The sequence below is a fragment of the Bartonella sp. AA168HLJHH genome, assembly GCF_042197365.1.
Classification (GTDB): Bacteria; Pseudomonadota; Alphaproteobacteria; order Rhizobiales; family Rhizobiaceae; genus Bartonella.
Genome location: NZ_JBHIRS010000002.1, coordinates 187,686 through 201,761, shown reverse-complemented (window position 1 = coordinate 201,761; position 14,076 = coordinate 187,686). Strand labels below are relative to the sequence as shown.

The 14,076-nt window shown below is 37.3% G+C and carries 7 protein-coding genes; 2 read left to right on the top strand and 5 right to left on the bottom strand.

All coding sequences use genetic code 11. The features are described 5' to 3' along the window. Positions 1–7 precede the first annotated feature (7 nt). Complete coding sequence (locus ACFINM_RS02740; RefSeq protein ID WP_375640251.1) at positions 8–2,932, top strand: bifunctional [glutamine synthetase] adenylyltransferase/[glutamine synthetase]-adenylyl-L-tyrosine phosphorylase; 2,925 nt, start codon at positions 8–10, stop codon at positions 2,930–2,932. A 451-nt stretch (positions 2,933–3,383) separates the two neighbouring features. Next, on the top strand, positions 3,384–4,208 hold the full coding sequence (locus ACFINM_RS02735; RefSeq protein ID WP_375620684.1) for an outer membrane protein: 825 nt from the start codon (positions 3,384–3,386) through the stop codon (positions 4,206–4,208). Positions 4,209–5,583: 1,375 nt separating this feature from the next. Here the strand turns inward: ACFINM_RS02735 and ACFINM_RS02730 are convergent. The 5 genes from ACFINM_RS02730 to ACFINM_RS02710 all read right to left on the bottom strand — a co-directional run bounded on the left by ACFINM_RS02730 (position 5,584) and on the right by ACFINM_RS02710 (position 13,896). Beyond that, the gene (locus tag ACFINM_RS02730) at positions 5,584–6,468 is read right to left on the bottom strand and encodes a metallophosphoesterase family protein (RefSeq protein ID WP_375640248.1); all 885 of its coding nucleotides are present in this window, start codon (positions 6,466–6,468) and stop codon (positions 5,584–5,586) included. Between the two features lie 596 nt (positions 6,469–7,064). Next, positions 7,065–9,161: a glutamine amidotransferase gene (locus ACFINM_RS02725; RefSeq protein ID WP_375640244.1), complete on the bottom strand. Its 2,097-nt coding sequence runs from the start codon at positions 9,159–9,161 to the stop codon at positions 7,065–7,067. Then, on the bottom strand, positions 9,158–11,956 hold the full coding sequence (locus tag ACFINM_RS02720) for a DUF4159 domain-containing protein (RefSeq protein WP_375640240.1): 2,799 nt from the start codon (positions 11,954–11,956) through the stop codon (positions 9,158–9,160). Before ACFINM_RS02720 ends, ACFINM_RS02725 begins: the two co-directional genes overlap by 4 nt. Then, the gene (locus ACFINM_RS02715) at positions 11,953–12,864 is read right to left on the bottom strand and encodes a DUF58 domain-containing protein (RefSeq protein ID WP_375629434.1); all 912 of its coding nucleotides are present in this window, start codon (positions 12,862–12,864) and stop codon (positions 11,953–11,955) included. Before ACFINM_RS02715 ends, ACFINM_RS02720 begins: the two co-directional genes overlap by 4 nt. Continuing rightward, entirely contained in the window at positions 12,865–13,896 is a 1,032-nt protein-coding gene (locus ACFINM_RS02710; RefSeq protein ID WP_375612988.1) for an AAA family ATPase, read from the bottom strand. Between the last annotated feature and the right edge of the window lie 180 nt (positions 13,897–14,076).

Genomic DNA, 14,076 nt, shown 5'->3' with positions numbered 1-14,076 from the left:
AGCACAGATGAAACAAGCTTTTTTAAAAACACAGCTTCTCCCTTTATGTCCTCTCGATAAAAGTGGTTCCCAATGGTTAAAAGACATGGAAGAACAAGCAAGGAAAGAAGGTTTAGAATCGCTTGTTTCCATCATTTCAGAGAGTGGAACGCAGATTGATTTTATCAGTTCGGTTATGACCTTATCTCCTTTTTTGCGTGAGGTTTTAATTGCCAACCCATCATATCTTAGTGCTTTATTAAATGTTGATATAGAAACAAGGCTGAGCGAAATTATAGATGATATTACAGCTATTGATAAAGATGAAGCTATAAATGAAACTTCATTGATGGCTGCTTTAAGGCGCAAAAAACGAGAAGCGCATGTTCTTATTGCTTTAGCTGATTTGGGTGGTGTTTTTACTTACGAAGTTTCATGTGCTTGGTTGACACGTTTGGGCGAAGCAGCATTAAGTGTAGCACTACGTTTTCTATTAAGAGAAGCGCATGATCATGGTAAGATCAATTTATTAAGCCGTGAGAATCCAGAAAAAGACTGTGGTTTAATTATTTTAGGGATGGGAAAGTTAGGAGCAGGGGAACTTAATTATTCTTCTGATATTGATCTTATTGTTTTCATTGATGAAACATCATCTCATATTGGTAATCTTTCTGAAAGTGTTAACGTATTTTCTAAAATGGTACGCCGATTAATCCGTATCATTCAAGAACGCACTGCGGAAGGATATGTTTTTCGTCTTGATTTTCGTCTTCGTCCAGATCCAGGTTCAACCCCTTTGGCCTTACCAGTAAGGACTGCATTGCGTTATTACGAAGGGCGTGGGCAAAATTGGGAACGAGCAGCCATGATTAAAGCACGTCCAGTTGCTGGTGATAAGAGGGCAGGTTTTAACTTTCTCAAAGAGCTTTTTCCCTATGTGTGGCGGAAATATTTAGATTATGCTGCTATTGCTGATATTCATTCGATCAAACGTCAAATTCATGCGCATAAAAATTACGGTCAAATTGCAGCTTATGGGCATAATATAAAGTTAGGTCGTGGTGGTATTCGTGAGATTGAGTTTTTTGTTCAGACACAGCAGCTCATTGCTGGTGGACGTTTTCCTCAATTACGTGGACGTCAGACAGTTGCAATGTTAGCAGAACTTCACACGCTTGGTTGGATCAGTGAGAAAACGAGAAATAGCCTTATAAAAAGTTATGCTTTTCTTCGAAATGTGGAACATCGTATTCAAATGCTTTTCGATGAACAAACACATCTTCTTCCAAATGATACTGCTCAATTCACAAGTGTTGCCTATTTAATGGGTTATCAAGACAGTAGCAATTTTATCCGTGATTTATTAAAAACACTTCAGGTTGTTGAAAAACATTATGCAGCACTGTTTGAGAATGAGCAAGAACTTGGTTTAGAAATTGGTAATTTAGTTTTTACCGGTGAAGAAGATGATCCGGAGACATTAATAACGTTAAGCCGTTTAGGCTTCGAAAGAGCAAGTGATATTTGTCGTATTATGCGCACGCTCCATTTTGGTCGTTATAAAGCAACGCAATCAGCCGAAGCACGCGAGAGATTAACGGAATTAACACCAGCTCTTTTGAAAGCTTTTGGTGGGACAAAACGAGCTGATGAGGCGATGTTGCGTTTTGATGGTTTTTTACAGGGCTTACCTTCAGGAATTCAGCTTTTTAGTCTTTTGCAGTCTAATCCCTCTCTTTTGGATATGCTTGTCCTTATTATGGGTGCTGCTCCACGTCTTGCAGAAATTATTACACGCAGATCCCATGTTTTTGATGGAATGTTAGATCCGAATATTCTTTCAGAATTACCGACCAAAACGTACTTAGAAAAACGGCTTGAATATTTTCTTGAAAATGTTCTTTCTTATGAGGAAATTCTTGACCATTTAAGGATTTTTGCAGATGAACAACGTTTTTTGATTGGTATTCGAATTTTAAACGGTACAATTACAGGAGAAAGAGCGGGTTTTGCTTTTACTGCGCTTGCTGATCTTATGATTACAAAAACATTTGCTACCGTTCAAGAGGAATTTTCTCGTCGTCATGGTCGTATTAAAGGGGGGCGTGTTGGCATATTGGGTATGGGGAAGCTTGGAAGTCGCGAATTAACAGCAGATTCCGATGTTGACCTCGTTTTGCTTTATGAACACGATGATGATGCAGAAATATCTGATGGAGAAAAGCCTCTTTATATCTCTCAATATTATACGCGTTTAGCACAACGCCTCGTTTCTGCTTTATCCACTCTTACAAGCCAAGGTATTCTTTATGTCGTTGATTTAAGGTTACGGCCATTAGGCAATAAAGGACCTATTGCTGTTTCTTTTCCATTTTTTAAAAAGTATTATCGCCAAGAAGCATGGATATGGGAATATCTTGCTTTAACAAGGGCTCGAGGCATTGCAGGAGACCCTGATTTTTTACAAAAGCTAGAAAATGAAGTGTATGCAATTATTGCTATTTCTCGTGATAAGAAGGAAGTTGCAAAAGAAGTATGTGAAATGCGTGCCTTGATTGCAAAAGAAAAGCCGCCAAAAAATCAATGGGATTTAAAAACGATGTCTGGTGGCATTATGGATTTGGAGTTTATTGCTCAATTTTCTCTTATTACGCATGTCATGGAGTTTCAAATTGGAGCGACGACAGCGGATATTTTAGATCACTTACCAAACAGTTTTCTTAATCAGTCATGTATTGCTGATTTACATTATGCCTATCGTCTTTATACAAATTTGAGTCAAATTATACGGCTTTGCTTAAATGATTCTCTTGATCCCAATGACATGCCACCTAGATTAAGTGATCTTTTGTTGAATAGTGTTGGGGAACCTGATTTGCTTCGTGTGGAAAAATTAATTGCAGAAACTGGGCAATTGGTCTGTTCAGTTTTTACAAAAATCATGAAATATTAAAATAATTCTATAAGAATAAATAAAAATTATTAATTCCATTTTTATATATTAATTTTTGTCTTTCATTTCATAGACGCTTGAGAGGGTTAGAGTGAAGTTCTCTACTGTTTTTTCAAGTGTGATGAAAAAATTCTCCATTCTAGGTATCATTCTTTATACAAAAAGCGATGAGTGATTAATTTAGTGAATCATATTTTTTATGAGCGTTATCTCATTTTTTCAAAAAATTGACATTATAATTATTTATATAATTTCAGATAATAATGATCAATATGAAGCTATAAAAGATGCTATAGATTAATAGCTTCTGGAAATTATAAATAATATTTAAGCTTTATTTAAAACTAATTTTAATTTTTTAACTGTGTCATTTTTGCTATAGATTTTTTCAAAAAATTGTGAAACGATTTACCATTATTTATGTATCACATTAGCTTTTAGGGGAGCAATTATGATTACAAAGTATTTAGCCTCAACATCTATATTTTCTTTAATTTCAATTTCTGTAGTACAGGCGTCGGATATCGTTATTCCTGAACAACCTGTTCCTGTTATTCCAGCACCTGCTTTGTCTTGGACAGGATTTTATCTTGGAGGACAGATTGGTAACTTTTCAGGTAAAACAACTGCAAGTTATTTAAAACATGAGACAGGGATATGGAATCCAATTGGAAAGGAGAATTTACCTAAACTTTCTGGTTTTATCGGGGGAGTTTATGCAGGTTCCAATATTGATATCGATAATAGTTTTATTATAGGTATTGATACAGATATTATGTGGTTTGGTAAAAAGGATTCTAAAGATGTCAATCTACCGAAAAAAAGTCCAACTGAAGAAACACCAAAACTTGTAGAAAAAACAAGTCTAACAAGAGATTTGCATGAGGAGGATTCGACAACACCTATTAAAGCTGTACGTCATACTTTAAAACAAAAATGGGCTGGTGCTACACGGGTGAGAGTTGGTTTTGCGATTGAGCGTATGATGCCTTATATTTCTGGAGGGATTGCTTATACGCAGCTTCAGAATATTTTTGCGGCAGTAGCTGATAGCAAAAGTGGAGAAGTTGATTTTTCTGATTGGTTGCATGATGAAAAAAAGACCATGATTGGTTATACCCTTGGAGGTGGTATTGATTTTGCAATGACTGATAATATTATTGTACGTGCAGAATATCGTTATTCAGATTTTGGCAAAAAGAAGTTCATACAGGATAAATTTGAAATGGGCTACAAGACAAATGATTTTCGTGTGGGTGTAGCTTATAAATTTTAATTTTTTGCAGAATTAAACACTTCAAAAGTCTCATTTTCGAATGAGGCTTTTATTTTTCAGATATGTTCTAGTAAATATCCTTTACTCAAAAGAGCTACTATTTTATTCGAACAATACTTTGATTTGTAAACATAAATTACTTTTTGTCATGTTGAGTGAGAGACCCAAGTGTCATAAGATTTTCTCATTTTAAACCTATACCATATTGAACCGATCAAAACCATGTCTTTTGCACGTCAAAAAGAGGGGGCGTCGTGAGATAAAAACATTAAAGAAAGAATAAAAATGCTTCTTATGAACCATTTTAAGTGCTAAAGGCTGTCGCTACATTAGGGGGTGGCAAAGTGTGAGATTTTGATACTAGCTTGCTTTTCCATAAACGTGAAGATGGTGTTGCTAAATGGACTTAACATTACATCATTCATAGGTACCGTCGGGAAATGGGTTTGGGTGCTTTAAAAGATGCTTTTTAAACCAACATGTGAATTGGCAAGCTAATGGCATTTTATTTTATTTGAAAGATCTTTCATACAATCAACTTTTCTGTTTTGCGGTATCGTAAAATATTTTATTTAATAACAAAAAGCTCGCAAAAAATTCTAAAGAACGTAAAATTACATCCGCAATATAACTCAATAATAAAATAATTATAAAGAGTATTATAAAGTGATTTATAGGAAAAAATAGAGAGAAAATTAGGAATTTATTGAGACATAAAAAACATTATTACCTATGTCTGTTATCGAAATATAATCTATTATTCTCCTAATTTTTTAAATGTATGATAATAAATTTTGAGTGAAATAGTAATGGATCATTTCAAATCTATTTACGATAAATCAATCAACATCATTTGTTTATGAATCACAAGTAGGTTGGGTTATTTAAATTATATACTTTAGTTATTATTTGGCTTTTTTAGCCATTGATTTTCAGGTATAGAAGCTGAATGAGCGTCTCTATTATTCTATAAAATATCATCATTGTAATAATATAAGGATTTTACGCATTAGATGCTTTTGGAGGAGTGGATGATGAAATTCAAAGCAGGGTTTATGTGTAGAGCTTTGTGAAGTAAATCACATGCGCAATTAGCGGCTGGAACCCGTGAGACAAGAATCCGAATTATTTATAAATCAGATGTGGTAGAATTTTCGTCCTTTAGAGCGGGAAGGAAGAAAACCGATAAGTTTGTAAAAAGCTAGTCACATAAGTGGGGCAGCAGATGGAACTGTCTGAGAAAAATTGATCTATTGACAGAGAAGGTGAAACTTTATCTTTTAAGGAGAAAAAGGGAAATAAGAATTATGATTTCCAAAGGGATATGAAATAAAAATATTTTTATTTTTTGTTGTTTGGGCAACTATGAAGGTGTTTAAAGATTAATTGTTTCAGTACATGCAATCTCGTTTTTGGGGTTGATAATGCTATAACGTTTTAATTGGCAATGCCATTGATTTTGTAAGCGTTCAATGGAAAATAAATTAAAGCCTGCGGGGGGGTTTTTATCACCAAAAGCTTGTGATGCGGAAGGAACACCAACAATAGGAATTTTTTTAATTGGTCCTTCAATGTAATTCAATGTGGGTAAATGAGTATGTCCGTGAAGAATAAGCTCACAACCGTGGTATTTGATAACGTCTAGAAAACGTTTTATATCCCGTAGTTTTTTATGCCAAGACGTGGCCTTTGGAAAGGGGGGGTGGTGAATCATGACGACACGAAAAAGGTTGCGCTGTGCTGCTTCCTTTAAAAAGAGCGGTAAAGTTTGCGCTTGCATTTTACCAAAATAGCCAGAAGCTTGAAAAGGCAATGTCGCAATGGCTGAAGAAGCTGCTATGATGGCAACATCTTTGCGAATGCGCATATAAGGAAAGGCACTTTTTTGAGGGATGTCACCTGTAATCCAAGGTTTAAAGAGAGTGCATGCTTTTTGTAAAGCGCCGCGGACATAGGCATCGTGATTTCCAAATGTCAAAGAAATATCTTGAGGTTTTCCTAGGTTAAGTAGCCAACGATGAGCTTGTACAAATTCTTTATCGAGAGCAAGATTTACAAGATCACCAGAGATCACAAGGTGATCAGGTTTTGTTTTGTTCAAGGCATCTATTAAAGTTTCTAGGACATCTGTTGCCATCTGACTCTTACGTTTTTTTTGCCAGTTCAGATAACCGGTAAGACGTTTCCCAGAAAGTTCAAAAAGGGAAGGTTGCGGGAGAGGGGAAAGATGTACATCCGATATATGGGCAAGATAAAACATAAAAGCTCGTAGAGTATTAAAAACGATTTAAAGAATAAACATAAGATAAGTTAGTGCTTAAAGGCAAGAAAGATTGTAAATGAAAATTAGCTTGCAAAAAAGAATGTCTCAAGCGGGATGTTCTAAATAGAATATCCCTAATAAAATATCATTGTGTTATACATTCACATATTTGTAAAAAAAACATTTCTCAATGTGTTTGAGCTAATTTCACGACCGGTATTTGATGCTATAATAGAAAGCTTCTGTGAACTATATAGGGCTTACTGTACACTACCATCTCTACGCTTATACAAGGTGCAAATAAAAAACATCATACTATTTTCCCCCAATTTTATGAAAATCCTTGCTTTGTTTTAAGAGGATTCATAAGAGGTATTTCACTCTTTTCTTCGATGTTTTCTATCCATACAGCATCTCTTCTAATAATACGCAAGAGAATGTTTTTTATTGTTTTAATATGAGGATATTGGAAATAAGGAGAATTCCACTGTATTTTGAGTTATAAATCAATACGTTATCTAATTACAAAAGACAAGTAAATACGTAAAAAGATAAGCTGAATTTTAAAACTATTAGACGAAATCTCAGACTTTTTAACGGCCTTCATAATACCACATGCTGCTCAACAGTAAAAGGCAAGCAAGCAGTGCAAAAAAACCAGAAAATATCGAAAAATAAAAGGTATTGATTAAACGGGTTTCTGTTGCTTCTTTCAGAACAATTGAATGTGCTGGGGAAGAGGACGGACTTGTTTTTGATTGAATCAGCTTAAATGGAGGAAGATGAAAGTTTTCTTTTCCTTCAGGGTGTAAACGTCCGATGTAGCCACCAGTGTGCTTAATAATGGGGGCTAGTTTTTCTTGTGTTGAAATCAAGTCAAACAACTCAAGATTATCGAGCATCCCTACAGAAGAAAGTATTGTTAAACCGCCATTTTTAATGTTAAAAATTCCTGTCTCATCAGTGGTCACAGTTGCAGTAAAAAGGCCTTCTTTCTCTTTGGTCAGAGTAATATTTTCTTTTTTTCCAGAGGGAAAGATTATTTCAGCGGGCTCTGGATGCTCTTTAAGGGTTTGGCGGCGAATTGTTAAATGATGATGGCTGCTGGTCGCACTTAATTTTTCTTCCTCAAGTTCTGGTTCTTTCATGAGCCAATGGGCAATACGACGATAAAGAGCAGCATAAGGACCACCGCCTTCGAAACCTCGTGCCCAAAGCCAACTTTCATCAGAGAGCAACATGCCTACACGTCCTTTATCAACATGCGAGAGAAGTAAAAGTGGTTGTTCATCCGCTCCTTTCATGAGGGCGATTCCGTTATTTATGTTTTGAATAGCAATTTGTCGCAACCATTGCCCCCATTGAGAAGCGGGAAGGTTAAGTGTTGCAAGCCCCCTTGTGACAGGATGGCGCTCACCTTCTTTGGTTAATGTGGGGCGAAAAGGTTTTTCAATAATAGTTCCATTGGGCAATGCCGGTAGAATGCTTATTAAAGGTGTTTTCGCAAGTGAGTTTTTTTGGGTAAACTCAGGTCCTGTTACCATCAACAATGCACCCCCCTTTTGTACATATTGGGCGATATAATCATAATAGATTAAGGGGAGAACAGTAGAGTGCTGGTAGCCATCAAGGATGATGAGATCAAAGTTATTAATTTCTTCAACAAAGAGTTTTCTTGTGGGAAAGACCACTAGGGATAATTGGCTTGAGGGCGTATTATCTGCTTTGGTGGGGGGACGCAAAATAGTAAAGTGAACAAGATCAATATTGGAGTCACCTTTCAAAAGGTCTCGCCATGTCCGTTCTCCATTATAAGGAGCACCTGAAATAAGAAGAACGCGTAAATTTTCTCTGATTCCTTCAATAATTGTTATGGCGCGGTTGTTTTCAAAGCTTAGTTCACCTTTGTGTGGATCAGTTATAACTTGGATAATATTTTTTTCAGCATGAGGAAGGGTAATTTCAGTTTGAAAAATCACGCCAGGAGTTACAGAATAATGGCCAATGTCTTGTCCATTGACGCTTAGTGTAATATTTGCTTTCTGTGATATTATTTTTTTGGCGGGGCCTTTATCTTCTACCAAAATGGAGAGCGTTTGTGGTTTGTTGACAAGGGCAAAGCGTGGAGGAGAAATAAACTTGATTTGGCGATCAAATTCATCTGAGTATCCTGTAATCAGGGCATTGAGAGGTGCTTCATGATGAAGGTCTGATAGGTCAGGGATGTCATGCACTTGTCCATCGGTGATAAAAATGGTTCCTGCATAACGAGAGAGCGGTACATCAGATACTGCTTGTGTTAAAGTCTCAAACAAATTCGTTGAGGGCGCATATTGATTATCAGCAAGTTTCCCAGCTTCAATAAAACGTGGTTCAAATTGTGGATAATGCGCCAGTGTTTCGACTAATTGCCTGCGCGCTTCATCACTATCATTTGTACGTGTTCCAAATGATTGGCTTTTGCTGCGGTCAATGACAATGCCTACTGTGCTTTTCAGTGGTTCGCGCTGTTCTTTTATGATCATTGGATTGAGCAAAGCAAGGATAAGGGCGCTTAATGCCATCAGACGAAATAAAGAACCTTGCCGTTGCGTAACAAGACTAACAACGACAAAAAGAATCGATATTCCGCTTAAGAGCAGAATCCAAAAGAGTGGTAAAAAAGGCTGAAAAGTGAAAAATGATATCATTGCCTTCTTTCTCTTTTAAAGCGTTCCAAGAGTGCTGGAACATGCACTTGATCCGCTTTATAGTTTCCTGTAAGCACATAAAGGACAATATTTAAACCTGCACGAAATGCCCATAGACGTTGCATTGGATCATTGGGAACAAGGGGATATTTCCATGCCCCTTTTTCATCAAGTGCCCAAGCCCCAGCAAAGTTATTTGCGGTGATGAGAAGGGAGCTTACGTTATCGCCGTTGGCAAGAGAGTTTTTATTTTTTTTGTTTGTTGATGAGGATTCAACCCATAAAGGTGAACCACGGTAGAGACCAGGAAAATCTGGCATAATATAAAAAGAACGTGCAACAACATGATCTGTTGATGCTGGCTCAATGGATGGAATATTTAACTCTTTTAAGATATCTCGTAATCTTTGCGTTTCTGGAGTAGCGTCTCCTTCAAGATTAAGATTGCTCTTTATCTGATCGCGCGTGTCAAATAAAATTGTTCCCCCATGTTTCATAAAGTTATTTATTTTTTCAAGGCTTTGGGGGGGTGGTATAGGACTCTTAACATCAATTGGCCAGTAAATAAGAGGATAAAAAGAGAGTTCATCTTTATCGAGATCAAGTGCTGTAACAGAGCCAAGGGTAAGCATTGTGCGCTCTGCGATAAATTGACTTAACGCTTCTAGACCACTTTTACTCGTTGTATCAATTTCATGATTATTGGTTATAACATAGGCAAGATGTGTTGCGCCAGCAGCTTGTACACTATCATGATGATTTTCTTTCGTTTGTGCATGAAGAGTTGGATCATATGAAAACAAGGCAATAAGACTTATAAAGGGGACGAGAAACATATTACGCCGTTTCATGAAAGAAAAAATATCTCCCATCCATAAAATGAGAAAATTGTCAAAGGCGAATAATAAGATGGCTAATCCTAAAAGTGGACCGATAAGATTTTTTTCTTTTGTATCGTAAGATAAAGGGCTTTTATTAAGAGAAGTTGGCAATGATGATTGTTTCATCAAGTGCGACGAATGAGTTAAGAGATTGAGTGCATAAAAATTGTTTTTGGCACCATAAAGTCCTGGGGGAGTATGGTAGGAAGGATGGGGTGGATTTTGAGAGTCAAAGATCAAAGGAACAACATCAGAGGGTGGTACTTGTAATTGTCCGTCAACGGCTATAGTTCGCCAAGGGTTTTGTATCACTGTTCTTTTTTCTCTGTGTGTTAGGTTTGTGTTTTCGTTAGAACCTAATGTGATTAATTTTTGCAGCATTTGTGCAAAAAAGCCAGAAAGAGGAAGGTTAGACCATGTTGGGTCAGGAGCAACATGAATGAGAATGAGGGTTCCTTTACCACGTTTTGCTGCGGTAACAAGAGGAGTTCCATCCGAAAGGCTAAGCCACGTTTTTTCAAAAAGATCTGGGGTTGGTTCTGCGAGGATTTGGCGCGAGACAGTAACATCTCCTGGAAAGGGAAGACCAAAGAAAAAGCTATTTTTTGCAAAAGGGGCAAGCTTTTGTGGTTTTGTCCAAGACATAATACTTCCAAGGGAACGTTGACCTGGGCGCAGTGGTATCGGAAGAAGGTTATCGTAATGTTCTGCGCTACTGAGTTTTTCTCCTGCAAAGCGGATGAGTGTTCCCCCTTTATTCACAAAATCAGAAAGTTTTTTTTCTGCTTTTGGGGGTATGTTAACAATGTCACCCGTAATCAAAACAGATGGATTTTGTTTAAGCAAATGATCAATATCCGTTGAAAGTTCTCTTCCACCGGCTGTTATAAGCTGTGTATGACCTTGTAAGGCTTTGATAATGTAATAAAATGGAGCAAGTAAAGGCTGTGCCATTTCATTGGTATCGGGTGAGAGAAGAGCAACACGGCTTATCCTGTTATGGCTATCTACCAAGAAGGTTGCAGCAGCATGGTTTTGATTGTTTATTTTTATCCAAGCGATATCATTGCGTAGTTCAAGTGGTACATTAAAAGGAACAAGTGCTGTTGTTTCTCCTTCAGAGAAATTGTTCGTAAATTGACCGAGAAGTTGATTATTTGAATCGTAAAGGCTGAGTATAGCGGGAGTATTACTGTGTGTTGTTGAGCGGATAATACGCGCGCCCATGTTTCCATTGTTATTTTCTATGGATGTTATGCCGGTTAAATCGGAAATATCAGTCAAATACCACAAGAAGTTTCTAGGTTTTAATTCTTCAAGAAGAGCAAAAGCTTGCTCATCTTCATTTGTTTGTAATCCATCACTTAAATAAGCAATATCAAGAGGTTTTCCTTTGGTTCTTTCGCTGAGTTTTTTGAAGGCATGCACACGGTTGACAGGCCAAGGACGCGGTTGCAAATGCATTAAATGCTGTTTTATAATCTTGGCTGGTTGGGGCTCTATATTGGAGATATTATTTTCAGCTGTTGCAACAAGATAAATATTTTTTTGCTGTTTTTCTGCCTGTGCAAGGAGCATTTCAGCGATAGAGATGCGCTGTTTCCATTCTTTTACAGAAACCCAACCATTATCAATAACGAGTGCAAGGGGTTGAGATCCGGAAAAGCTTATTGGTTTTTGATTCCAAGTGGGGCGTGCTAGAGCTATGATAACAAGTGCCGCTATGGTTAAACGCAACAAGAGCAACCACCAAGGTGTATGTTTTGCTGTTTCTTGTTGATGAGTTGGTTTGGGTAAGAAGCGAAAAGGGGGAAAAAGCTCTTTACGCGGAGATGGAGGAGTTATCCGTAACAGCCACCAAATGACCGGTAGGAACAAAAGCCCTAGTAACAGAAAGGGAGCAGCAAAACTCAAAGTGCCCTCCTTTTTTGCAATGGAGAGTCGCTCATTGTATTTGCAAGATGAAAAATGGTCTCTGTTAAAGGTTGATCTGTTGTACTAACGTGATAAGACCATCCTTGGCGTGCGCAAAAATTTACCAATTCTTGTCGCCTTGCGTGATATAGTTTACAATAGCTCTTACGAAGATCTTCTGCTTTAGTGGAAACATGTTTCTCTTTCGTTTCAGGATCCAAAAATTCTGTGTGACCTGTGTAGGGAAAGCTTTCTTCTGCGGGATCAGAAATTTCAATTAAATGCGCTGTCACTTGTTTTGTAGTTAAAACGGTTAAATATTGGATGATTTTTTCAGGATAGTCGAGAAAATCACTCATTATAATGACATGTGAAAAGCGTGTAATCGTTGAAAAATCCGGAAATAAATTTTCATCTGAATGATTTTCTAAAGCAAAGGCTATTCGTTCTACGACATTGGATGTCATTGTGGGGGACATTAAGTTAGGAATAGCAATATGTTCGCCACTGCGTGCAAGAAGGGATGCCAAGGTAAGGGTAAGAATAATGGCATGATTACCTTTAGAGATTTTAGAAAAGCGGGAACAGTAATGCATTGATGCGCTCTGATCAGGACAAAGCCAAACGGTTTGTGTCATTTGCCATTCGTGTTCACGGAGATACGTATTTTCATCACGCGCTGAGCGACGCCAATCAATGCGGGTAATGGATTCTCCTTCCATATAGGGACGAAATTGCCAAAAGTTTTCCCCATTACCGCTTTTACGTTGTCTATGCCACCCAGTTATCAATGTATTAGCGATATGACGCGCTTGTAAAAGGAAATATGGCATTTTGCCAGTATCCTTATGCAGTTCATTTGCCAGCGACAATGGAGGCTTTTGTAAAACTTTTTTGCCAAGTGCCATTCAAAGAGCATCTTTCACAAGGTTATTGATAATATCTTTTACGGTTATATCTTCAGCACGGGCAGAAAAATTAAGAGCCATGCGGTGTTGTAATACAGGATAGGCCAATGCTTCAACATCATCAAGTGAAGGGGCTAAGCGTCCATAATAAAGAGCACGGGCGCGAACACAAAGTGAAAGGGCTTGTGATGCCCGTGGACCAGGTCCCCAAGAAACATAAGTATTAGCAAGGCTATTGTCTTTATGAGGGCGAGATGAGCGGACAATTTTTAAAATAGCTTCGATCACACTTTCTGAAAGAGGCATTTTGCGAACGATATTTTGAATTTTTTGCAATTTTTTGCCGGATAAAATTGGTTTTGCATTTGATTTTTTTTCTTTTGTTGTTTCTAAAATAATCCGTCGCTCTGTTGTGAGGTCAGGATAGTCAATATCGATTTGCATCAAAAAGCGATCCAGTTGTGCTTCAGGAAGTGGATAGGTCCCTTCTTGTTCAAGAGGATTTTGCGTTGCAAGAACATGAAAAGGTTGTGGCAAATCATAACGGTTACCTGCAACAGTAACATGATATTCTTGCATAGCTTGTAAAAGGGCTGACTGTGTCCGTGGGGAAGCACGATTGATTTCATCGGCCATGAGAAGTTGCGTAAAAATAGGACCTTGAATGTACCGAAAAGAACGTTTACCGTCTTTATCGGAATCCATAATTTCAGAACCAATAATATCCGATGGCATTAAATCAGGAGTGAATTGGATGCGTTTTTCATCAAGCCCTAAGACTGTTCCCAATGTTTCAACAAGACGTGTTTTTGCAAGTCCTGGAGCACCGACAAGAAGGGCGTGACCACCAGCAAAAATAGCGATTAAAGCATATTCGATTACCTGATTTTGCCCAAAAATAACTTTGTCAATTTCTTTTTGTAAAATATCCAATTCTTTGTGTGCCGTATCAATATCATCAATAATGACTTGAGCTTCATGATTGATATTGACCTTTTTTATAGAATTGGATGATGGATCATGTTGACTCATATTTCTTCCTTAAGGCGTTTGTCGCAAAAATGGTAATTTTCTCTGCATGATAATGGATATCTTATTGTTTGTAACAGAAAATGAGAAGAAATGAAGTATCATATGCCGTTTTTTTTCATATTCATATAGAAGAGAAAAGTTTCTTTGGAAGAATAGACGTGCTTTATAAGGGATGTCTTA